General features: G+C 60.2%; 21 protein-coding genes and 2 pseudogenes. 15 read left to right on the forward strand and 8 right to left on the reverse strand.

Translation table 11 applies throughout. From position 1 onward, the window contains the following. Positions 1–155 precede the first annotated feature (155 nt). Together B1722_RS06605 and def are read left to right on the forward strand one after the other, a co-directional pair. A complete protein-coding gene (locus B1722_RS06605) occupies positions 156–1,106 on the forward strand; it encodes a YihY/virulence factor BrkB family protein (protein ID WP_041068694.1) in 951 nt (316 codons plus the stop codon). A gap of 2 nt (positions 1,107–1,108) precedes the next feature. Next, entirely contained in the window at positions 1,109–1,648 is a 540-nt protein-coding gene (gene def, locus B1722_RS06610; protein ID WP_003227403.1) for a peptide deformylase, read from the forward strand. A gap of 125 nt (positions 1,649–1,773) precedes the next feature. Here def and B1722_RS06615 read toward each other — a convergent pair whose 3' ends face one another. Further along, entirely contained in the window at positions 1,774–2,190 is a 417-nt protein-coding gene (locus B1722_RS06615) for a GNAT family N-acetyltransferase (RefSeq protein ID WP_041066366.1), read from the reverse strand. 324 nt (positions 2,191–2,514) lie between these two features. Here B1722_RS06615 and B1722_RS06620 point away from each other — a divergent pair, with 324 nt between their 5' ends. The 4 genes from B1722_RS06620 to B1722_RS06635 all read left to right on the forward strand — a co-directional run bounded on the left by B1722_RS06620 (position 2,515) and on the right by B1722_RS06635 (position 5,968). Further along, positions 2,515–3,456 (forward strand): fatty acid desaturase, encoded by a 942-nt coding sequence (locus B1722_RS06620; RefSeq protein ID WP_086791902.1) that lies wholly within the window; start codon positions 2,515–2,517, stop codon positions 3,454–3,456. 44 nt (positions 3,457–3,500) lie between these two features. After that, a complete protein-coding gene (locus B1722_RS06625; protein ID WP_041066371.1) occupies positions 3,501–4,292 on the forward strand; it encodes a phosphate/phosphite/phosphonate ABC transporter substrate-binding protein in 792 nt (263 codons plus the stop codon). Between the two features lie 138 nt (positions 4,293–4,430). Further along, a complete protein-coding gene (locus B1722_RS06630; protein WP_086791903.1) occupies positions 4,431–4,958 on the forward strand; it encodes a sigma-70 family RNA polymerase sigma factor in 528 nt (175 codons plus the stop codon). Further along, the gene (locus tag B1722_RS06635; RefSeq protein WP_041066375.1) at positions 4,955–5,968 is read left to right on the forward strand and encodes an ABC transporter substrate-binding protein; all 1,014 of its coding nucleotides are present in this window, start codon (positions 4,955–4,957) and stop codon (positions 5,966–5,968) included. Before B1722_RS06630 ends, B1722_RS06635 begins: the two co-directional genes overlap by 4 nt. A gap of 125 nt (positions 5,969–6,093) precedes the next feature. On the opposite strand, the gene gstA is transcribed toward B1722_RS06635, so the two are convergent. Further along, on the reverse strand, positions 6,094–6,687 hold the full coding sequence (gene gstA / locus B1722_RS06640; protein WP_086791905.1) for a glutathione transferase GstA: 594 nt from the start codon (positions 6,685–6,687) through the stop codon (positions 6,094–6,096). 99 nt (positions 6,688–6,786) lie between these two features. On the opposite strand from gstA, the gene B1722_RS06645 reads away from it, so the two are divergent. From B1722_RS06645 to B1722_RS30080, 3 genes and pseudogenes are all read left to right on the forward strand, one after another. Beyond that, entirely contained in the window at positions 6,787–7,677 is an 891-nt protein-coding gene (locus tag B1722_RS06645) for a LysR family transcriptional regulator (RefSeq protein WP_041066381.1), read from the forward strand. A 407-nt stretch (positions 7,678–8,084) separates the two neighbouring features. Further along, a pseudogene (locus B1722_RS30075) lies at positions 8,085–8,861 on the forward strand (PAS domain-containing protein); the annotation flags it as partial. A 114-nt stretch (positions 8,862–8,975) separates the two neighbouring features. Continuing rightward, positions 8,976–9,404, forward strand: a pseudogene (locus B1722_RS30080) (methyl-accepting chemotaxis protein); the annotation flags it as partial. A gap of 107 nt (positions 9,405–9,511) precedes the next feature. Here B1722_RS30080 and B1722_RS06655 read toward each other — a convergent pair. The 3 genes from B1722_RS06655 to B1722_RS06665 all read right to left on the reverse strand — a co-directional run bounded on the left by B1722_RS06655 (position 9,512) and on the right by B1722_RS06665 (position 12,219). Beyond that, positions 9,512–10,072, reverse strand: coding sequence for a hypothetical protein (locus B1722_RS06655; protein WP_041066606.1), 561 nt, complete (start codon positions 10,070–10,072; stop codon positions 9,512–9,514). A 156-nt stretch (positions 10,073–10,228) separates the two neighbouring features. Continuing rightward, positions 10,229–11,653, reverse strand: coding sequence for an MFS transporter (locus B1722_RS06660; protein ID WP_086791907.1), 1,425 nt, complete (start codon positions 11,651–11,653; stop codon positions 10,229–10,231). Between the two features lie 125 nt (positions 11,654–11,778). After that, positions 11,779–12,219 (reverse strand): PACE efflux transporter, encoded by a 441-nt coding sequence (locus tag B1722_RS06665; RefSeq protein ID WP_086791909.1) that lies wholly within the window; start codon positions 12,217–12,219, stop codon positions 11,779–11,781. A gap of 121 nt (positions 12,220–12,340) precedes the next feature. Here B1722_RS06665 and B1722_RS06670 point away from each other — a divergent pair, with 121 nt between their 5' ends. Beyond that, the gene (locus B1722_RS06670; RefSeq protein ID WP_086791911.1) at positions 12,341–13,213 is read left to right on the forward strand and encodes a LysR family transcriptional regulator; all 873 of its coding nucleotides are present in this window, start codon (positions 12,341–12,343) and stop codon (positions 13,211–13,213) included. Positions 13,214–13,360: 147 nt separating this feature from the next. On the opposite strand, the gene B1722_RS06675 is transcribed toward B1722_RS06670, so the two are convergent. Further along, positions 13,361–14,392 (reverse strand): LacI family DNA-binding transcriptional regulator, encoded by a 1,032-nt coding sequence (locus tag B1722_RS06675; protein WP_047295927.1) that lies wholly within the window; start codon positions 14,390–14,392, stop codon positions 13,361–13,363. 216 nt (positions 14,393–14,608) lie between these two features. On the opposite strand from B1722_RS06675, the gene B1722_RS06680 reads away from it, so the two are divergent. Next, positions 14,609–15,142 carry a gluconokinase gene (locus tag B1722_RS06680; protein ID WP_041066400.1) on the forward strand — a complete coding sequence of 178 codons (534 nt, stop codon included), beginning with the start codon at positions 14,609–14,611 and terminating at the stop codon, positions 15,140–15,142. Between the two features lie 82 nt (positions 15,143–15,224). After that, complete coding sequence (locus tag B1722_RS06685; protein WP_047295923.1) at positions 15,225–16,577, forward strand: GntP family permease; 1,353 nt, start codon at positions 15,225–15,227, stop codon at positions 16,575–16,577. A gap of 182 nt (positions 16,578–16,759) precedes the next feature. Here the strand turns inward: B1722_RS06685 and alaC are convergent, their stop codons facing one another. Next, a complete protein-coding gene (gene alaC, locus B1722_RS06690) occupies positions 16,760–17,974 on the reverse strand; it encodes an alanine transaminase (RefSeq protein ID WP_086791912.1) in 1,215 nt (404 codons plus the stop codon). A 137-nt stretch (positions 17,975–18,111) separates the two neighbouring features. Here alaC and B1722_RS06695 point away from each other — a divergent pair, with 137 nt between their 5' ends. From B1722_RS06695 to B1722_RS06705, 3 genes are all read left to right on the forward strand, one after another. Beyond that, a complete protein-coding gene (locus tag B1722_RS06695; protein WP_041066411.1) occupies positions 18,112–18,774 on the forward strand; it encodes a LysE family translocator in 663 nt (220 codons plus the stop codon). Positions 18,775–18,842: 68 nt separating this feature from the next. Continuing rightward, a complete protein-coding gene (locus B1722_RS06700) occupies positions 18,843–19,337 on the forward strand; it encodes a GyrI-like domain-containing protein (RefSeq protein WP_041066414.1) in 495 nt (164 codons plus the stop codon). A gap of 323 nt (positions 19,338–19,660) precedes the next feature. Next, on the forward strand, positions 19,661–20,149 hold the full coding sequence (locus tag B1722_RS06705) for a GNAT family N-acetyltransferase (protein ID WP_041066417.1): 489 nt from the start codon (positions 19,661–19,663) through the stop codon (positions 20,147–20,149). Between the two features lie 134 nt (positions 20,150–20,283). Here B1722_RS06705 and B1722_RS06710 read toward each other — a convergent pair whose 3' ends face one another. After that, the gene (locus B1722_RS06710; protein WP_041066420.1) at positions 20,284–20,889 is read right to left on the reverse strand and encodes a pyridoxamine 5'-phosphate oxidase family protein; all 606 of its coding nucleotides are present in this window, start codon (positions 20,887–20,889) and stop codon (positions 20,284–20,286) included. Between the last annotated feature and the right edge of the window lie 5 nt (positions 20,890–20,894).

A 20,894-nucleotide genomic window follows, 5' to 3' on the forward strand; every position in this document is an offset into this window, starting at 1 on the left:
TGAACGAAACACACGAGCGGCCATCCAAGGATGGCCGTTTTTGTGTCAAAACCCGACAGCCATCCACGAAGGTCGCCAAGTAGGCTACCGTGATGTAGAAAACGGCCCCTGAGTCGCCACGACTTCAACCTGTAATGCGGCGAAAGGAGACGCGAATGATTTTTCCAGACATGAAAGGTCTGCCACTGCACCGGGTGATGGTGCGCACGGTCACTGAATTCGTCGACGACGAAATGTCGACCTACGCCTCGGCACTGGCCTACCAGATGCTGTTCTCGCTGTTCCCGTTCATCCTGTTTTTGATCGCCTTGATCGGTTTCCTGCACCTGCCGGACTTCTTCACCTGGCTGCGCCTGCAGTCGGAGCTGGTATTGCCGCCGCAGGCACTGGAGCAGGTCAACCCGGTGATCGATCAGTTGCAGCAGTCCAAGGGCGGCTTGCTCTCGGTGGGTATCGTCATCGCCCTGTACACCGCGTCTGCCGGTGTGCGCCTGATGATGAGCGCGATGAACGCCGCGTATGACGTGGTCGAGGGACGGCCGATCTGGAAACGTTTTCCGCTGTCGATTTTCTACACCGTGGGCATTGCCGGCATGTTGCTGGTGGCCGCCGCGCTGATGGTGCTCGGGCCGCAAGTGATGGGCTGGATTGCCGCGCAGGTAGGGCTGGAAGACTTCATCGTCACGGTCTGGACGATTGCGCGCTGGCCGGTGATCGTGATTCTGATGATGGTCGCGGTGGCGCTGATCTACTACGTGATGCCCGACGTCAAACAGGAGTTCCGCTTCATCACCCCCGGCTCGGTACTGGCCGTGGTGGTGTGGATCATCGCCTCGCTGGGCTTTGCGTTCTACGTCAAAACCTTCGCCAACTACAACGCGATGTATGGCAGCATCGGGGCGATCATCGTGCTGTTGCTGTATTTCTACATTTCCTCGGCGGTGCTGCTGCTCGGCGCCGAGATGAATGCGGTGATCGAACACATGTCCAGCGAGGGCAAGGACGCGGGCGAGAAAGTCCCCGGCGAACTCGATGTACATCCCAAACAACACGTCTCGGGCTTGGGGCGCGATCATTCGCTCAAGCCGGACACTGACGAAGCCTGATCATGATTCGTGAAATCCTCAAAATGGGCGACGAACGCCTGCTGCGCATCGCCCCGCCAGTGCCGCCGGAGATGTTCGACAGCCCCGAGCTGTGGCAACTGATCGATGACATGTTCCAGACCATGGAAAGCGTCGGCGGAGTTGGTCTGGCCGCGCCGCAGATCGGCGTCGATCTGCAATTGGTGATCTTCGGTTTCGAGCACAGCGAACGCTACCCGGACGCCGAAGCGGTGCCGCAGACGATCCTGATCAATCCGCTGATCACGCCGTTGAGTCCGCTGACCGAGGAGGGTTTCGAAGGCTGCCTGTCGGTGCCCGGCCTGCGTGGCGCGGTGGATCGTTATCAGCAGATTCGCTACGAAGGTTTTGATCCCAAGGGCGAACCGATCGTACGCGTGGCGTCAGGCTTCCATGCGCGGGTAGTGCAGCACGAATGCGATCATCTGATCGGCCGCTTGTATCCTTCGCGGATTACCGATTTCAGCAAATTCGGTTTTACCGAAGTGATGTTCCCGGATCTTGACCCCACAGCTGACGATTGATCTCGCTAACACCCCAAAAAACCTGTGGGAGCGAGCTTGCTCGCGAATGCGTCTTGTCAGGCGAAAAATGCATCGAATGACACGCCGCTTTCGCGAGCAAGCTCGCTCCCACATTGGGATTCGCATCAGATCGAAGGTGTCAGCCCCATCGCAATCATCGGCTTGCTCCGCGCATACCGGCTCAACCGTTCGGCCAACGCATAGGGCAGGGCAGGGTCGAAGCTGAAGCCACGCTGCTCATAAAATCCGCGCAAATCCGGATGGCAGAACAGCCACACCGGTTCCTGCACATCCTTCACCGCCGCCGCGATCAACTGCCCGGCAATCCCTTGCTCACGGCAACCCGGGTCGACAAACAGCCCGGTCAACCAATACCCACCCGCCACCGGTCGCAAGCACAGCGCGGCAACGATGTCCTCGCGTCGGGCCACCCACAGTTGCGCATCGCGCACCGCTTTCATTGACGATTGGTGGCGGCGGTAAAATTTGTTCATCAACGGCCACAAAGGCTCATCGAGCAGACTGTACTGGGTATCGGACATGGGATCGGACTGACGGCGGGCAAAGCGCCGATTATAAAAGAACGCACGACGCGCGATAGGTGTATACCTGAGCCTACATCCCTGTGAGTGGAGTACGCATCATGTCCAAAGGTATGGATTCAAAGAAGGCCGCGAAGAAGAAACCGGCCAAGACCGCCATTGAAAAACGTGCAGAGAAGAAAGCCAAGAAGGTCGATATTTTCGGTCATTGATCACGTCCCTCGGGAGTCCGTCCTCCGGGCTCCCGCCTCAGCGCAAAAATAATCTGCAAGATTGTCCGGCTTCGTTGCACAGAAGGGGAAGATTCCCGTTCCGAGCCACGCCATGCCGAATTACTTCGACGCCGACCATCGCCAGCAAATCGAAACCCTGCGCCAGCGCTTCACCGCCCGCACCGAATGGCCGACATGGCTGTTGCTGATCGGCGTGTATGGCGGCTGGTTTGCGATCATCCTCAACAGCGCATGGCTGGGACGCGGCCTGAGCTCATTGCTGCTGATTCCGCTGCTGGTGCTGTGGCTGTCAGTGCAGCATGAGTTGCTGCATGGGCATCCGACCCGCTCGGTGCTTTGCAATAAAATCCTCGGTTATGCACCCTTTGCGGTGTGGTACCCGTACACCTTGTACCGCGACAGCCATCTGTTGCATCACCGCGATGAAGACCTGACAGTGCCCGGTGTCGATCCGGAAAGCCGTTATCTGACGGCGGTGCGTTGGCAGGGCAGTTCCTTGTTCGAACGCGGCCTGCACTGGCTGAACAAAACCGTGCTCGGGCGGTTCGCGATTGGCGCGCCGCTGGCCTTGCTGGCATTGGCCGCGGAAGAACTGCAACGCCTGAAAAACCGCGAGCGGCAAGCCTGGCTAATGTGGCTGACCCACGGTGCGTTCACCGTGTTGATGCTGTGGTTTGTCGCGCGCTTCAGTGTGTTGCCGGTCTGGCATTACCTGTTACTGATCAGCGTACCGGCGCTGTCGATTGCGATGATCCGCTCCTACTATGAACACCGCCCGCACGCACAGCCTGAGCAACGCACCGTGCTCAACGAGGCCGGCTGGCCATGGCGCTGGCTGTTTCTGAATCTGAATTTTCATCTGGTGCATCACGACCTGCCGGGGCTGGCGTGGTACGACTTGCCCCAGGCTTACCGTATGCGCCGCGCGCAATGGGTCGCGCGTAGCGGCGGATTTCTGGTGCAGGGTTATGGGCAGTTGTGGTGGCGCCACGGGTTCAAGCCGATTGACAGTCCCGAGCATCCCTTCCACTGACCCCAGGAACACCACAGGTAAGTATTTGCGGGGAAATAATGTGTATGACCCAACACCACCTCGAACTGCTGATGTACACCGCCCCCGAGCCCATTCGCGCGGCCAACGAGCGCTGGGTTTCACGCATCCTCGAACACCTCGGGCATTCCCGCCTGAGCGCCGCCAGCCTGTCGCTGCCCGAACTGTGGTTGTCGCCCGATCTGCTACTGACGCAAACCTGCGGCTACCCCTTGATGACCTTGCTGCGCGATCAGGTGCGCATCGTCGGTCGCCCGCGCTACGAATTGCCCGACGCCAGCGCCGGCAATCACTGCAGCCTGATCCTCAGCCGTGCCGATGATGTGCGCAAAACCCTGGTGGATTTTCGTGGCAGTCGCGGGGTGATCAACAGTGAGGACTCCAACAGTGGCATGAATCTGTTGCGCCAGCGCTTGGCGCCGCTACACCTTGACGGGCAGTTCTTCGCCACGGTCGGTATCAGTGGCGCACACCGCGAGAGTCTGTGCTGGCTGCGTGAAGAACGCGCCGATCTGGCGGCCATCGACAGCGTGACCTATGCCTGCCTTGCGCAATACGCACCCGAGGAGGTCAACGGATTGCGGGTTGTGGCGCGTAGTGCGTTCAGTCCGACGTTGCCGTTTATCACCGCCGTATCGACTACGGACAAACAGATCGAGCGCTTGCGCGAGGTGATGAATCAGACGCTGCTTGAGTTGCCGGATGTGGCGCAGATCCTTGGATTGCCTGAGGTCCTGGCAGCCAGTGAAAGCGATTATCAGGTTGTGCTCGACTATCAGCGTGAGGCTGAAGAGTTGGGCTATGGCCGCTTGCGTTGAAAGATCGCAGCCTTCGCTCTTATATCTCCAAAAAGAATATAGGAATGAAATATAAATATTATTAATGCATAAGACGCCTTGCTAGGATCGCGCCACCGGATCACCGGACATCCAGCGACCCCTTGCCCAGGAGCCCTTATGTCCGGCGCCGATACCGTTCACCGCAATCATCTCGACGTGCTGTTCCGCGCCCACTATCGCTGGCTATGCACGTACTTGCGCCGGCAGCTGCACGACGCCGAAAACGCGGAAGACATCGCTGCCGAAACCTTCGCGCAATTGCTTCAGGCGCCCAGTGTCACGGCGATCCGTGAACCCCGCGCCATGCTCACTACGATTGCCCAGCGCCTGCTTTATCAGCGTTGGCGCCGCGCGGATCTGGAGCGCCGGCATGTGCAGCAGTTTGAGGTCGAGGTCGCCACTTCGCCTGAAGAACTCGCACACCTGAGCCAGACCCTCAAGCGCCTCGACCACAGCTTGCAACGCCTGCCCGGCAAGGTCCGCTCGACCTTCCTGCTGGCGCGGATCGATGGCCTGACCTACCCGCAAATCGCCGCTGAACTGGGCATCTCGCAGCGTTCGGTCAGCGTTTACATGAGCCGTTCCCAGGCCCTGTGCGACCGCCACAGCGCCAACCAAATCCTGACAGACAAGAGGTCCGCATGAGATCGATCAAAACCCTGCTCGGCCGTTCGTTGCTGGCGCTGAGCCTGAGCATTGGCGCCGTTGCCGCCAGCGAAAAATCCGCGCCGATCCACTTCGGTGACATCACTTGGGAAAGCGGCAGTTTCATCACCGAAGTGCTGCGCCTGATCGTCGAGAAAGGCTACGGCTACCCCACCGATACGCTGCCGGGGAGCACCGTCAGCCTGGAGGCGGCGCTGGCAAAAAACGACATTCAAGTGATCGGCGAAGAATGGGCCGGGCGCAGTCCGGCGTGGGTCAAGGCTGCCAATGAAGGCAAGGTGTTCGGCCTTGGGGACACGGTCAAGGGCGCAACCGAGGGCTGGTGGGTGCCGGAATACGTGATCAAGGGCGACCCCGAGCGCGGTATCAAAGCGTTGGCCCCGGAGCTGAAATCGGTGGCTGACCTGCCGCGCTACAAGGACGTGTTCCGCGACCCGGAAGACCCGCGCCGTGGACGCTTTCTCAACAGCCCGACCGGCTGGACCTCGGAGATCGTCAACAGCCAGAAGCTCAAGGCCTATGCGCTGACCGACAGCTACGTCAACTTCCGCACCGGCTCCGGCGCGGCGCTGGATGCCGAAGTGGCGTCGTCGATCAAACGCGGCAAACCGGTGCTGTTCTACTACTGGTCGCCGACGCCGCTGCTCGGTCGCTTCAAACTGGTAAAACTCGAAGAACCGCCGTTCGATGCCGAGGCCTGGAAAACCCTGGCCGATGCCAATAATCCGAATCCCAAGGGCACCCGCTCGATGCCGGCCAGCCTGGCGATTGGCGTGTCGGCGCCGTTCAAGGCGCAATACCCGGAACTGGTGGCGTTCTTCGAGAAAGTCGACTTGCCGATTGATCTGCTGAACCAGACGCTGGCCGGAATGAGCGAAAAGCGCCAGCCACCGCGGCAGGTCGCCGAAGCGTTTCTGCGTGATCAGCCGCAGGTGTGGCAGGCGTGGGTGCCGGGGGAGGTGGCGAGCAAGGTGACGGCGGGACTTTGAGTTTTTCCCGGTTGATCTGCGTTGTTTGAACTGACGCCTTCGCGAGCAAGCTCGCTCCCACACTGGGTCTATGGCTTGCCCGAATCCAGTGTGGGAGCGAGCTTGCTCGCGAATGATCTAAAGACTTACGCCGCTTCCGCCGCCAACGCCGCCATCACGGTCGGCCGCTGCTCAATCCGCGCCTGAAACCGCGCCAGCGCCGGCCACTGCGCCAGGTCAATGTCAAACAACCCGGCCCAACGCAGCACCACAAACAACAACGCATCCGCCACGCTGAAGCCGCTCGGCAGCAGATACTCCTGCTGCTCCAGCACCGCGACCAACACGGCAAAACGCTTGAACAACTTCTCCTTGATCACCTCGGCCGGCAACCGCTCATCGAACAGCGCACCAAACCCGCCGTGGATCTCGCTCGAAATGAAATTCAGCCACTCCTGCAAACGCAGCCGTTCGAAACTGCCGGGCGCCGGCGCCAGCCCTGACTGTGGTTGCAGATCCGCCAGATATTGCAGGATCACCGGGCCTTCGGTCAGCACCGCGCCGTTGTCCAGTTGCAGGGCGGCGACATAGCCCTTGGGATTGATTGCCAGGAAGTCTTCGCCGCTGGCCGTGCGCTTGCTGCGGTTGTCGACGCGGATCAGTACGAAGGGCAGCTTCAGTTCGCGCAACACAATGTGCGGCGCCAGCGAACAGGCTTGCGGGGCGTAATACAGCTTCATCGGCAGCTCTCTGGTGAGGATTTGGCGCCAGTGTCATAGTCCGCCGCACCCTCGGTAAAATTAATCTTTCAGAAAGCAGCCATAAGGACAGCTACTGCCATGATGAACCTGATGCATTGGCGGCTGGTGGTCGCCGTGGCCGATCACGGCAACATCACCCGCGCGGCCGAACGGGTCGGCATGACGCAGTCTGGCGCGAGCCAGGCCCTGGCGCTGATGGAGCAAACCCTCGGTGTGCAACTGTTCAGTCGCGAAAGCCGGCAAACCTTGCCCACCGCCATTGGGCTGCCGGTGATTGAACAGGCGCGCGTAATGCTCGGCGCGCTGCAAACCATTCGCCAGACCGTCGACAGCGTGCGCCCCATGCTGCGCGGGACGATTCGCCTGGCGAGTTTTCCCATGGTCCTGGCGAGTTTTCTGCCGCCGCTGCTGCGCCAGTTCAATCGCCTGTACCCCGGGATCGAAGTGGTGGCGTTGGAGGTCAGCGATGACGAGGTGGAAACCTTGCTCGCGGCCGGTCTGGTGGATGTCGGTGTGGTGCTCAACCCGGCCCCCGAGCGCAATGCCGGGCCATTGGGCCGTGATGAATGGGTGGCGGTCGTGCCGACGGGCCATCCGCTGGCGCTGCGAGGAACCGAGCAGGGCGTCACCCTGCAAGAACTGACCGCGCTGCCCTTTGTGCTGGCTACCGGCGGTTGCTCGACCAACGCCCGCAGCCTTGCCGCCGAAGCCTGTTTGCAGTTGCAGGATGTGCGGGTCGAGGTACGCGAGTGGAGCAGCGCCTTCACGCTGGTGCGGGAAAACCTCGGCGTGACGCTGGTGCCGGAAATGACCTTGCCGGTCGACCGTCAGGGCTTGCGCGTGATTGCTCTGCAACCACCTGTCGAGCGGGTGTTTTCGCTGGTGTTGCCTGCGGGGCAGACGGCGTCGGCAGCGGTGCAGGCGCTGCTGGATTTGGTGGCGGAGACTTCGCTTGCCTCCGTTCGCTGAACCGTTTCTTGTGCAAAAAGTGCCAGATACTGGCCGACTAGTGGCCTTGCGCGTGGCAGGGCGCTGGCTATGCTAGCTGTAACTAACTATGTCGACCGTCATCGGTTAGCCGTGATTTCAACGCTGCCAGAGTGCGCAATCAAAGGCACCGGACACTGAACCAACAAGGAGCCAGTTGTACATGGAAGTTCTTCTGCACGTTAGGGCTGGCCCGCTCGCGGGCTATCAAGAGAAGGATGTCTTGATGAGAGCGTCGCGGCATGCACGCTCGGATTAAACATCATTTATCACCTGACAACTTCCTCCCGTGGAGGAATGCGTGTGCCTGTTCTGTGGAACGTAGTGGTGGATTCTGAAAGACCTGAACTTTCATCAAATCAAAAGACCGCGCGGAAGGTGATACAACCATGTTCAACCTACATCACAAGGCTGACCTGCAGGAAATCGAGCGTTTCAGCTGCGCCTTGACCGAAGCCAACGCCAAGCTCGAAGCGATCAGCCGCTCGATGGCGATGATCGAATTTACCCCCGAAGGCATTGTTCTGGATGCCAACGAAAACTTCTGCAAGACCATGGGTTACAGCGCCGAGGAAGTGCGTGGCAAACATCACCGGGTGTTCTGCGAAGAAGCGTTTTACCGCAGCGAGGAGTACGCCAGATTGTGGCGCGACCTGGCCCGGGGCGAGCCGATCAGCGGCACGTTTCTGCGCTTGAACAAGTCCGGCAGGGAGATCTGGCTTGAAGCCAGTTACATGCCGGTGTACGGCCCGGACAAACAAGTCAAAAGCGTCATAAAAGTTGCCGCCGACATCACCGCCCGGGTCAACAAAGAGCACGAAGAAGAAAGCATGCTGGCGGCAATCAGCCGTTCGATGGCGGTGATCGAGTTCACCCCGGAAGGCAATGTGATTACCGCCAACGACAACTTTCTGCGCACCATGCAATACACGCTGCCGGAAATCGTCGGCCATCACCACAGCATGTTCTGTCACCGTTCCGAATCCGAATCGGCGCAGTACAAAGCGTTCTGGGCGTCGCTCAATCGCGGCGAATATCACTCGCACCGTTTCGAGCGCAAGAACAAGTCCGGGCAGATGGTTTATCTCGAGGCCTCGTACAACCCGCTGTTCGACACCAAGGGCCGTCTGTACAAGGTGGTGAAGTTTGCCAGTGACATCACCCAGCAGATGACCACGCTGCAGAACGCCGCAGAATCGGCCCACAGCACCTCGGTACAGAACGATGCCTGCGCGCAAAAAGGCTCACAGGTCGTGCAGCAGACGGTGCAGATCATCCAGGACATTTCCCGCGACCTCAACGAAGCGGCGCTGAGCATCGATGCGGTGAACAAGCAGTCGGACATCATCGGCACCATCGTCCAGACCATTCGCGGGATCGCCGACCAGACCAACTTGCTGGCGCTCAACGCCGCCATCGAAGCAGCCCGGGCCGGTGAGCACGGACGCGGGTTTGCCGTGGTCGCGGACGAGGTGCGCAGTCTCGCGGCGCGCACCAGTCAGGCGACCCTGGAGATTGTCGAAGTGGTGCGCAAAAACCATGACCTGTCGCTGAGCGCGGTGTCGAGCATGCAGTCGAGCCTGAGCCGCACCGGGCTGGGTGTGGAACTGGCGAACGAGGCGGGAGAGGTGATCCTGGAGATTCAGCAGGGTTCGCGACATGTGGTGGATGCGATCGGGCAGTTCAATGCGACGTTGCAACTGAACTAGCATCTACGCCAAAAAACTGTAGGAGCTGCGGCACGCTGCGATCTTTTGATTTTGTTTTTTTAGATCAAAAGATCGCAGCGTGCCGCAGCTCCTACATGGGTTTGCAGTCAAAGCGCCGCGAGAAACTTGTCCGCCAGTTTGTCGCTGTCCTTGACGTCATTGGCGTTGTCTTTTTCCGCCTGCGCCAGTTTCATCTTGTCCTGCAGACGCTCGGCGATCTCTTTGCCGATGGCCAGTTGTTTCTCCGGCGGCATGGCTTTGATGTCGTCTTCGGTGATGCCCATGCTTTGAAGGATACTGTCGCGCAGACGCTGTTCCGGCGACTTGCTCATGTAGTCCTTGAACGCGTCGGTGGCCGAGGTGCCGCTGGTGCTGCCGGCAGTCGTGGCGTCGGTGGTTTGCAGGCCGACACGGGTCTTGGCGAAGGCTTCGTCGACGTTATCGCTGATGCGCGTGGCGGCGGCCACTTGCTGGGTGGCGATCTGCGTGGCTGAATCCTGGACCTTGGAGGTCGCATCGGTGGCTTGCGACTGAGTCTGGTTCTGCAGCGATTGCAACATGGCGCCGTGCAGGCCGCTTTGCAGACCGGCAGCGGCGGTCGTGGTCGCGTCATCCGCCAACCGCTTGGGCAGGTGGATGAGCTGCTGCTGTTTGGCACTGACCAACATCATGATGGAGACCTTTGGATAATTGCTGACGGGCATATCCGAGCAATTAGCGTGCCTTTGCAGCAAATCCCGCTATTTCAAGGCTTTACTGTTGGTGCATGCGCAATCAGGCGGTCATCCGTTGCCTCCGGGCGGCAGAGGATGACCGTGTGGCCGTCAGCGATGGGCAATGTTTTCCAGTGCCAGATTGCGCGTGCGCGGGCCGAACCCGCCGATGGTCAGCATCACGATCAGCATGCTGCTGACGATGAACGCCAGCACGCCGGGCGTGCCGAAGTGGTCGAGGAACAACCCGATCAACAGGCTGCTGAACACTGTCGACAAGCGACTGAACGAATAACAGAAACCCACCGCCCGGGCGCGGATGTTGGTGGGGAACAGTTCGCTCTGGTACGAGTGATAACTGAAACTCAGCCAAGCGTTGCAGAAGGTGATCATCACCCCGCAGAAGATCAGGCCGAAGGCGCTGGTCTGTAACGCGAACAAGGTGCCGAAGGTCATGGCGCCAAGGGCTGAGCCGACGATCTGCCATTTGTTCTCGAAACGGTTGGCGAACTTCACGAACAGCAATGGCCCGAGCGGGTAGGCCAGGGTGATGATGAAGGCGTACATCAGGCTGTGAGTGACGCTCACGCCCTGGCCGGAAAGCAGCGCCGGCAGCCAGTTGCCGAAACCGAAGAAACCGATCGCCTGGAACACGTGAAACACGATCAACATCAGCGCCCGACGCCGATACGGTGGTTGCCAGATATCGGCGAAGCGGCCCTTGCCCTCGACATCCACAGGCACCGCTTCCGGGGCGTCCAGCGGTTGCCGGTGATCCTTCTCGCAGCGGGCTTCGATGGCGTCGAGAATCTTGTTCGCTTCATCGAAACGCCCATGCTGCGCCAGCCAGCGCGGCGACTCCGGCAGACGCTTGCGCAGCCACCAGATGAACAGCGCAAACACCGCGCTCGCCAGCACCACCCAACGCCAGCCCGACACACCGAACGGCGCCTGCGGCACCAGCCACCACGACATCAATGCCACCGCTGGCACCGAGAGAAACTGCACGAAAAAGGCGAAGGCAAACGCCGAACTGCGCATGCGCTTGGGCACCAGTTCCGAGAGGTAGGCGTCGATGGTCACCAGCTCGATACCGAGGCCAATCCCCACCAGAAAACGCATGCAGATGATGCCCAGCGCCGAGCTTTGAATGCCCATCAGCACCGTGGCCACCGTGTACCAGACCAGCGCAAAGGTGAAGATCGCGCGGCGGCCGAAACGATCGGCCAACGGACTGAGCAGGCTGGCGCCGAGAAACAGACCCAGGAAGGTCGCCGACGCGAACGCCGCCTGATCGGAGAAACCGAACACACCCTGATTGCCGGTGGCGAAGATCCCGTCACGGATCAGCCCGGGGCTGATGTAGGCGGTCTGGAACAAATCGTAGAGTTCGAAGAAACCACCAATCGACAACAGCGCCACCAGTCGCCAGATGGTGGCGACGGCGGGCAGGCGGTCGATGCGGGCGGAAATCTCGGCGGCGCGTATCGGATCGATGCCGTCGCTTTGCGCGGCGGCGTGGGCGTGAGCAGTCATCGGCGGATCCATTTTTTATTGATGGAAAAGCTTAGCCTGCTATCGGAGTTGATGGATTGTGAATTTCGGCGGTTAGCCCCGGAGAACCGCCGATTTCTTGCAATAACTGCTTACCAATTAACGATTTATGCCGCAGCAGTCGAATCGGGCAGCGCCGAGGCCGGCAAGCCGAAGAAGCGATCGAACAGCCAGTTAAAGGCGAACGTGTAGCACGGGATGAAGATGATCAACGCCAGATCCAGCAGGAACGCCTGCACCAGACTGATGTTCATCCACCAGGCGATCAGCGGGATCAGGAACACGATCAGTGTCAGCTGAAAACCCACGGCGTGGGCGATGCGCCGCTTGACTGTGCGGGTGCGTGATTTCTGGCGGCTTTCCCAATGCTCGAACAGTGTGGTGTAGATGAAATTCCAGGTCACGGCGATGGTGGTGATGATCACCGCCAGCGGGCCGGTGCTGCTCGGTGAAGTGCCGGACAACAGCGCCAGGCCGAGGGCGGAGAAGGTCATGCCGATCACTTCGTAAAGCGACACATAGACCAGTTTGCGTTTGACGCCTTGCATGGGGTTTTGCCTCTTTGTTGCAACGTGTTGGCCAGCGGGACTGGCGGAGGCGGCGAAAGATAGCTTCAATAGTGATGACAGAAAAAGTCAGTAGCTTTCAGTTTTGGTGATAGGTGGCGTTTTGAATTTCAACAGCGACAGCATCGAGCTGTTTCTTGCGGTGATTGATCGTGGCTCGTTCTCCGCCGCCGCCCGCGCTTTGGGCAGGGTGCCTTCGGCGGTCAGCATGGGCATCGGCAATCTTGAGGCGGAGCTTGGCTATGCCTTGTTCGACCGCAGCCATCGCGAACCGCAGCCAACCGCGATGGCGCTGTCACTGGTGCCCCATGCGCGGTTGATTGCCGAGCAGCTCAAGCAGCTGCAAGTGCACGCGGTGGAGTTGTCGTTGGGGCTGGAGAGCAAGCTGTCGATTGGTGTGGTCGCCGACATCGATCGCCGCCGCTTGCTCGCCGCGATCAAGGTGATTGCCGAGCGTCATCCGCTGCTCGACATCGAAGTGCTGACCGCGCCGCAGGACGATGTGCTGGCGATGCTGCACCGTGGCCGCGTCAGCGTCTGTCTGGCGTTTGCCGGGTTGAGCATGAACGTGCTGGAGCGTTTTCAGTTTGTCGGCAGCGAACGGATGATCGCCACGCTGGCGGCAGACAGTCCGTTGTTGCAGGGGCAGGATCTGTTTCTCGAAGACCTGGTGCATGTGCGGCAGATCTTCGTCGCCAGTCGCGACTTGCCAATCAGCGAAACCCGGCCGCTGGTGGCTGAGTCGCACTGGCGCACCGATACGCTGGAGGCGGCGCTGGAGATGGTCGAGGCGGGACTGGGCTGGGGCAATTTCCCGTTGTCGGTGGTGCAGCCGTGGCTGGACAGCGGGCGCTTGAAGCGCCTGAATTTTCGCAACATCGAAAACGGCCTGGTACTGCCCGTGCACGCGGTGTGGCTCAAGAGCCAGCCGCTGCAGAAGGGCGCGTCGGCCCTCGTCGAACTGCTCAGCCACTGATACATGCACAGGGTGGGTGTACCCAAAAACTGTGGGAGCTGGCTTGCCAGCGATTGCGGTGTATCAGTCAACACTGTATCGACTGGCCTGACGCCATCGCTGGCAAGCCAGCTCCCACAGGGATTGCTTCCGACAGGATTTCAAAGGTCAGGTACTCTCGCGAATCTTCAGTTCAAAACCCATGTCTTCCACCGGCCGCGCCACGCTGTTGCCGGCCATCAACGTCAACATCTGCTCCGCCGCACGCCGGCCGATCGCTTCACGCGGGGTGTTAATGCTGCTCAGGCGCGGCACCATGTGTTCGGACATCGGCAAATCGTTGAAGCCGAGAATCGCCACCTGCTCGGGGATCTTGATCCCGTTGCGCAGCGCCTCCAGCAGCGCACCCTGCGCCAGGTCGTCGTTACCAAAGAAGATCGCATCGACATCCGGATGCGCCGCCAGCAATTGCAGAAACAGCTCACCGCCCAAGCCCACGGACGAGGAGCGCGGGGTCAGCACTTCCAGATCCGGGTCATAGCGCCCGGCCTTCTGCAGGGCTTTGCGAAAACCCTCGCCGCGCAACAAGGTGCGCTGATCGAGTTGTGCGCCGATGTAGGCCAGACGCTTGCGACCGCGCGAGAGCAAATGTTCGGCCGCGGTTTCGCCGGCGCTGAGCTGCGAGAAACCCACGCAATTCACGCCGGCCGCGCTGTCCAGTTCCATCATGTACACGCAGGGAATGTTGCTGGCCTCGATCATCCGGCGCGAACTTTCCGTGCGATCAAACCCGGTCAACAGCAAACCACGCGGCTGATAAGCCATGTAGTTGCGCAGCAGGTTTTCTTCTTCATCGCGTGAATAGTGGAAGTTGCCGATCAGCACTTCGAAGCCCTTGGGCGTCAACACCCGATGAATGGCTTCCAGCGTGTCGATGAACAGCAGGTTGGACAGCGACGGCACCAGCACCACCACCGAATGGCTCTGCGCCGAGGCCAGGGCGCGGGCGGCAGGGTTGACCACGTAATTGAGTTCGAGCGCAGCTTTCTGCACTTTTTCCACCAGTTCGGTGGCCACGGTGCTGACCCCGCGCAGGGCGCGGGACGCGGTAATCGGGCTTACGCCGGCGAGGCGGGCAACTTCATTAAGGGTGGGACGGCCGGTGGTGCGAGTGTTTTTATCGTTTTTAGGGGTGGTCATCGGGCGGCTTGCCAAACAAAAATCAAGGCACTAAGGTAGCGCTGTCCTGATGCAGCTGCAAATGCGTAAGCGAGGTCCTGCCTGATCCTCGCTTTTTGGCGTTGGGCGACAACCTGCTGCAACCCAAAAAAACGACAAGAAGGCGTCGGCAACTTCTGCCTGTGCACTAGAGTCATAGCTAGCAAAGGTAGCGCTGTCTGCGCGCTGAGGTGTTATATGAGTCATCCCATCACCGCCCTGGTCATCATGGGCGTTGCCGGTTGCGGCAAGACGTGCGTCAGCGAGGCCCTGTGCCAATTGAGCGGCGCCACTGCCATTGAAGGCGATACTTTCCATCCGGCCGCGAACATCGAAAAGATGAGCGCGGGGATCCCCTTGAACGACGACGACCGTGCCGGCTGGCTCGACAGCCTGTGCGTTGAGTTGCGTCGTGTCGATGCACTCGGCGAGCGTCCGGTGCTGACCTGCTCGGCCCTTAAACACAGTTACCGCGAAGTGTTGCGCAGTGCCTTGCCGGGCCTGGGCTTCGTGTTTCTTGAGCTGACCCCTGAAGTCGCCGCCGACCGCGTGTCCCATCGCCCGGGCCACTTCATGCCGGCGACGTTGATCGAAAGCCAGTTCGCCACCCTCGAATCGCCGGTCGGCGAGCCGTTGACTCTGGCACTGAATGCTTCGATCCACAGCGTTGAAGAACTGGCGGCCCAGGCGCACGTCTGGTGGCAGGCTCATGGTCTGAAACAGGCGGTATGAGTGTGTTGAAAGAGCTAGCGCTGTCCTCACGAATTCTGTTTAACCCGCTTTAATAACAACAACAAGCCAGGAGACACCCCCAATGTTTGGCATGTCCCACGACGCCTACCTGCTGCTCGATGCAGTGGTCACGGTAATCGGTCTGATTATCCTGATCACCAAATTCAAGATTCACCCCTTCATCGCCCTGACCATCGCGGCCGCGTTCCTCGGCCTGACGTCCGGCATGCCGATCGGCACCATCATCAAGGCGTTCCAGGACGGCTTCGGTGGCGTGCTCGGTTTCGTCGGCATCATCCTTGCGCTGGGCACCATGCTCGGCAAAATGATGGCCGAATCCGGTGGCGCCGATCAGATCGCGCAGACCCTGATCCGCGCGTTCGGCAAGGACAAAGTGCAGTGGGCAATGATGTTCGCCGCGTTCCTGGTCGGTATTCCACTGTTCTTCGAAATCGGCTTCGTGCTGCTGATTCCGCTGGTGTTCATCGTTGCCCGACGCACCGGGGTGTCGATCATCAAGATCGGTATTCCGCTGCTCGCCGGTCTGTCTGCGGTACACGGTCTGGTGCCGCCGCACCCGGGCCCGCTGCTGGCAATCGGCGTGTTTGGTGCCGACATCGGCAAGACCATCCTCTACGGTCTGATCGTTGCGCTGCCGACCGCCATCATCGCCGGCCCGATCTTCGGTACGTTCATTGCCAAGCACATTCCCGGCACGCCGAATCAGGAACTGGTCGATCAACTGGCCCGCGAAACCGATTCGCAGAACCTGCCGAGCTTCAGCATCACCCTGGTCACTGTGCTGCTGCCGGTGTTCCTGATGCTGCTGAAAACCTTCGCTGACGTCGCGCTACCGGACGGTCATTTCTTCCGCACCTGGATGGACATGATCGGCCATCCGATCTCGGCACTGCTGCTGGCCTTGCTGCTGTCGCTGTACACCTTCGGTCACAAGCAGGGCATCGGTTCACAGCAGATGCTCAAGTGGCTGGACGCGAGCCTGGCGCCGACCGCCGCGATCATTCTGATCATCGGTGCTGGTGGTGGCTTCAAGCAGATGCTGGTGACCAGCGGCGTGGGCGACGTGATCGGCCACATGGCGGTCAGCGCGCAGATCTCGCCGATCCTGCTGGCATGGCTGGTGGCGGCGGTGATTCGTATCGCCACCGGTTCGGCCACCGTGGCGACCATCACGGGCGCCGGCATCGTGGTGCCGGTGGTGGGGATGATTCCGGGCGTCAACCGTGAACTGCTGGTGCTGGCCACCGGTGCCGGGTCGTTGATCCTGTCCCATGTGAACGACGCCGGTTTCTGGCTGGTGAAGCAGTACTTCAACATGACCGTGGCCGAGACGTTCAAGACCTGGACAGCGATGGAAACCATCCTGTCGGTGGTGGGCCTGGGCTTCATTCTGTTGCTGTCGCTGTTCGTTTAACCTCGAACGCAAGACACAAAAAAACCGCAGCGATGCGGTTTTTTTGTGGGCGACGGTATCAGGCTCAATACATTACCCCTGTGGGAGCGGGCTTGCCCGCGAAGGCGTCGTGTCAGTCGCCATCAATGTTGTCTGAACCACCGCATTCGCGGGCAAGCCCGCTCCCACAGTGTGACGTGTCGTCAGACGGCTTTCGGTTCTAACCCATCCGCCCGGAACATCCCGCGAATCCCGCGCACCGCCTGCCGAATCCGGTCCTGGTTTTCGATCAGCGCGAAGCGCACATGATCATCGCCATACTCACCAAAACCCACCCCCGGCGAGACACAGACCTTGGCCTCGGCCAGCAGTTTCTTGGCAAACTCCAGCGAGCCCAGATCCGCGTAAGCCTCGGGAATCTTCGCCCAGACGTACATCGACGCCTTCGGATTCTCGACCATCCAGCCCAGCTCGTGCAGGCCTTTGACCAGCACGTTACGGCGCTGGCGATACTGTTCGGCGATGTCGCGCACACATTGCTGATCGCCTTCCAGCGCAGCAATCGCCGCCACTTGCAGCGGAGTGAAAGTGCCGTAGTCGTGGTAGCTCTTGATGCGCGCCAGGGCGTTGACCAGTTCCGGGTTGCCGACCATGAAACCGATGCGCCAGCCGGCCATGTTGTAGCTCTTGGACAGGGTGAAAAACTCCACCGCAATGTCCTTGGCGCCCGGCACCTGCATGATCGACGGGGCTTTCCAGCCGTCATAGACGATGTCGGCATAGGCCAGGTCGTGCACCACCAGTACATCGTATTGTTTGGCGAGGGCAATCACCCGTTCGAAGAAGTCCAGCTCCACGCACTGTGCGGTGGGGTTGGACGGGAATCCGAGGATCATCATCTTCGGCTTCGGGATCGAACCACGAATGGCCCGTTCCAGCTCGGCGAAGAAGTCCACGCCGGGCACCAGCGGTACCGAACGCACCTGAGCGCCGGCAATCACCGCGCCGTAGATGTGAATCGGGTAGCTCGGGTTCGGCACCAGTACCGTGTCGCCCTGATCCAGGGTCGCCAGCATCAAATGCGCCAGGCCTTCCTTGGAACCGATGGTGACGATGGCTTCGCTTTCCGGGTCGATATCGACCGCGTAGCGTTCCTTGTACCAGTTGGAAATCGCCCGGCGCAGGCGCGGAATGCCCTTGGACGTGGAGTAACCGTGGGTGTCTTCACGTTGGGCAACTTGTACCAGTTTTTCAACGATGTGCGGCGGCGTGGCCCCGTCGGGGTTGCCCATGCTCAAGTCGATGATGTCTTCACCACGGCGCCGCGCGGCCATCTTCAGCTCGGCGGTGATGTTGAAAACGTAAGGGGGGAGTCGATCTATGCGCGCAAAGCGGCGCGGCGAACCTTGTTCAGCCATTGTTGCCTCGGATAACGTAAGCGCCCGGAACCGTCCGAGCGACGCTGGTCACTGCGGTGACCTGTGGCGGAAGATAAGGGCAGCGAGGGCGGACTGTCCAGCGTGCAAGACAATAATTTTTTCCAAGGAAATGCTTAATGGAATTCACCAGCGGCTTCTTGCTGAGCCTCTCGCTGTGCCTGGACATCGGCGTAGCCAACATCGCAATGATCACCCTGGCGATGCAGCGCGGGTACTTTCAGGGCTTCGCGCTGGGCCTCGGCACCTGCGTCGGTGACCTGATCTACGCGGTGCTGGCGCTGGCCGGGATGACCGTGCTGCTGCAGTACGAAAGCGTGCGCTGGGTGCTGTGGATCGGCGGGTCGGCGCTGCTGATCTACTTTGCGGCGAAGATGATCTATTCGGCGATTCACCACGAAGCGCAGTTGGCAGCAACCGCGGAAGTGGGGCGGAACTCGCATCGCAAGGAGTTCTTTCGCGGGATTTTCCTCGCCATGTCTTCACCGAGCGCGATTCTCTGGTTCGCCGCGGTGGGTGGCACCCTGATCGCCCGCTCCGGTGGCGGCGGCCCTGTAAGTTCGGCGCTGTTCCTCGGCGGCTTCCTGTGCGCCGGTCTGCTGTGGTCGGCCGGGCTGTGCTTCGCCGCGAGCCACGGCGGCAAGTTGCTCGGCGACAAGCTGTTGCGCTACTCGTACATGGCATCGGCAGCGATCTTCTGCTATTTCGCGGTGTACGTGATCGTATCCGGTTATAACGAGTTCGTCGGTTCCGGGGCCGCCGACCAGTTGCACGCCCTGTAGCATTGCGAATCGGGTTTGGCTTCTATACTCAGCAGCCGAACCCCTTCTTTTGTTCCAGGAGTCGAGTCATGGATGAGCAAAAACGCGTCGAAGTGGCTGAACCTCGCTTCGAACATGGACACTTCCTGCTGATCGCAGGATTTCGTGGTCGATTTACCCAGGACACCGCCAAGGACATCCCCGCACTGTGGGAAAGGTTCTTGCCGCACCTGGGAAAGATACAGGGACAAAAAAACGAAGTGACCTACGGCGTCTGCAGTAATTTCGACGGCCAGGGTGGCTTCGATTACATCGCCGGGGTGGAAATCAGCAAGCTCGACGACCTCGACCAGAAGGTCTATCAGTGGGTCGAAGTGCTGCCTCGTCAGTACGCCGTATTCGAGCACAAGGGACCGCTCGATCAGTTACCTCAGACTCTGCAATACATCTACAAAACCTGGCTGCCGACTTCCCACTATGTCGAGCTCAACGCCCCGGAGCTGGAACGCTACAGCGCCGATTTCAATCCGCGACTGCACACCGGCAAACTGGAAATCTGCGTGCCGGTCGATACCAAAGCCTGAACCATAACGATGAGGCGGATCACTGATCCGCCTCATGTTGTTCAACCGCGCTTGCCTTTGCCCAGCCGTCGCGCCCGCAACAGGTCGATGCCCAAGGTGATAAAGCCGAACGTACTGATGCCCAACACCATCAACAGGCCGATTTCAACGCTGCTCATAAGCGGTTACCCCCAAGGGTGATCAAAGACACACCGCAGAAATAGCTCGCCGCCCGCACGAAGAAAAGCGCTTATACGCAAGCTTTACGGCCCCCGCGCGGATCGATATGCACACCTTATTCCTTTATGCTTTGCGCACTTTTCTCCGCTGATTTTCGAGCTGCCATGAACACCGTCATCCGCAACGTCACCGCCGCCGACCTGGACCGCTGCTACGCCATCGAAACCGTTGCCTACGAAGGCGATGAAGCCGCCACGCGCGAAAAGATCGCCACGCGCATCGCCACCTGGCCGGAGGGTTTTATCGTCGCCGAAGTGGAGGGCGTGGTCGCCGGGTTCATCAATTCGGGCGCGGCGTTTGACGTGCAGATGTCCGACGAGGCGTTCAAGGAACTGATCGGCCACGACCCGAAAGGGCCGAACGTGGTGATCATGTCGGTGGTGGTGCACCCGGACTATCAGGGGCAGGGCCTGGCCAAGCGATTGATGGCCGAATTCATCGAGCGCATGCGCGGGATGGACAAGGCGACGATTCATCTGATGTGCAAGGAACGACACATTGCGCTGTACGCCGGATTCGGCTTTGCCTACATCAAACCGTCGGAGTCAGACCATGGCGGGATGGCGTGGCACGAGATGATCCTCACTTTGTAAGGCATCGCACATAACCTGTGGGAGCTGGCTTGCCAGCGATAGCGGTGGGTCAGTCGACATCAATGTTTGATGCGCCGACGCCATCGCTGGCAAGCCAGCTCCCACAGGGGGTTGTGGCGTTTTGAGTTCCGCGTTCAGTAGAGAGTGTCGCTTACTCTTTTCGGCGCTTCACGATCGTAGGTCTCAGCATCGAACTGCCCGTCGTTCAAACGCTTGTGAAACGCGCCCGCAGAGGGCAGGGCCGAGCGCGGCAGGTGAGTCTCGGGGTTCCACGCATCGGAACGCACAAACGCTTTCGAACAATGGAAAAACGCCGCCTCTACCGTCACCAGCAACACCGTTTTCGCCGGTTTGCCGTTCACCGCAAAGCTTTCCAGCAGTTCGGGATCGGCGCTGATGGTCGCGGTGCCGTTGACCCGCAAGGTCTCGCCGATCCCCGGAATGATGAACAGCAGCGACACCCGTGGATCCTGCAGCACATTGCGCAAGGTATCGATGCGGTTGTTGCCCGGGCGATCCGGCAGGGCCAGGGTGTTCTGGTCGATGATCCGCACAAATCCCGGCGCATCGCCGCGTGGCGAATTGTCCAGGCCGTCGGCGCCCACCGAGCTGACAATCACCAGCGGCGAAACCCGCACCATCGCCTGATAATCCTCGTTGAGAAAACCGATCTGCTTGCGCACCGCGCGCTCGTGGGGCAGGCCGTAAATAGCTTCCAGTGCTTCGATTGAATCGATCATCGTGC

The sequence above is a fragment of the Pseudomonas sp. SCPG-7 genome (genome assembly GCF_002156405.1).
Taxonomy (GTDB): domain Bacteria; phylum Pseudomonadota; class Gammaproteobacteria; order Pseudomonadales; family Pseudomonadaceae; genus Aquipseudomonas; species Aquipseudomonas parakoreensis.

Excerpts from the sequence above, each read along its gene's own strand:
- B1722_RS06605 (WP_041068694.1), top strand. The coding sequence starts at position 156 with ATGATTTTTCCAGACATGAAAGGTCTGCCACTGCACCGGGTGATGGTG.
- def (WP_003227403.1), top strand. The coding sequence starts at position 1,109 with ATGATTCGTGAAATCCTCAAAATGGGCGACGAACGCCTGCTGCGCATC.
- B1722_RS06615 (WP_041066366.1), bottom strand. The coding sequence starts at position 2,190 with ATGTCCGATACCCAGTACAGTCTGCTCGATGAGCCTTTGTGGCCGTTG.
- B1722_RS06620 (WP_086791902.1), top strand. The coding sequence starts at position 2,515 with ATGCCGAATTACTTCGACGCCGACCATCGCCAGCAAATCGAAACCCTG.
- B1722_RS06625 (WP_041066371.1), top strand. The coding sequence starts at position 3,501 with ATGACCCAACACCACCTCGAACTGCTGATGTACACCGCCCCCGAGCCC.
- B1722_RS06630 (WP_086791903.1), top strand. The coding sequence starts at position 4,431 with ATGTCCGGCGCCGATACCGTTCACCGCAATCATCTCGACGTGCTGTTC.
- B1722_RS06635 (WP_041066375.1), top strand. The coding sequence starts at position 4,955 with ATGAGATCGATCAAAACCCTGCTCGGCCGTTCGTTGCTGGCGCTGAGC.
- gstA (WP_086791905.1), bottom strand. The coding sequence starts at position 6,687 with ATGAAGCTGTATTACGCCCCGCAAGCCTGTTCGCTGGCGCCGCACATT.
- B1722_RS06645 (WP_041066381.1), top strand. The coding sequence starts at position 6,787 with ATGATGAACCTGATGCATTGGCGGCTGGTGGTCGCCGTGGCCGATCAC.
- B1722_RS06655 (WP_041066606.1), bottom strand. The coding sequence starts at position 10,072 with ATGTTGGTCAGTGCCAAACAGCAGCAGCTCATCCACCTGCCCAAGCGG.
- B1722_RS06660 (WP_086791907.1), bottom strand. The coding sequence starts at position 11,653 with ATGACTGCTCACGCCCACGCCGCCGCGCAAAGCGACGGCATCGATCCG.
- B1722_RS06665 (WP_086791909.1), bottom strand. The coding sequence starts at position 12,219 with ATGCAAGGCGTCAAACGCAAACTGGTCTATGTGTCGCTTTACGAAGTG.
- B1722_RS06675 (WP_047295927.1), bottom strand. The coding sequence starts at position 14,392 with ATGACCACCCCTAAAAACGATAAAAACACTCGCACCACCGGCCGTCCC.
- B1722_RS06680 (WP_041066400.1), top strand. The coding sequence starts at position 14,609 with ATGAGTCATCCCATCACCGCCCTGGTCATCATGGGCGTTGCCGGTTGC.
- B1722_RS06685 (WP_047295923.1), top strand. The coding sequence starts at position 15,225 with ATGTTTGGCATGTCCCACGACGCCTACCTGCTGCTCGATGCAGTGGTC.
- alaC (WP_086791912.1), bottom strand. The coding sequence starts at position 17,974 with ATGGCTGAACAAGGTTCGCCGCGCCGCTTTGCGCGCATAGATCGACTC.
- B1722_RS06695 (WP_041066411.1), top strand. The coding sequence starts at position 18,112 with ATGGAATTCACCAGCGGCTTCTTGCTGAGCCTCTCGCTGTGCCTGGAC.
- B1722_RS06700 (WP_041066414.1), top strand. The coding sequence starts at position 18,843 with ATGGATGAGCAAAAACGCGTCGAAGTGGCTGAACCTCGCTTCGAACAT.
- B1722_RS06705 (WP_041066417.1), top strand. The coding sequence starts at position 19,661 with ATGAACACCGTCATCCGCAACGTCACCGCCGCCGACCTGGACCGCTGC.
- B1722_RS06710 (WP_041066420.1), bottom strand. The coding sequence starts at position 20,889 with ATGATCGATTCAATCGAAGCACTGGAAGCTATTTACGGCCTGCCCCAC.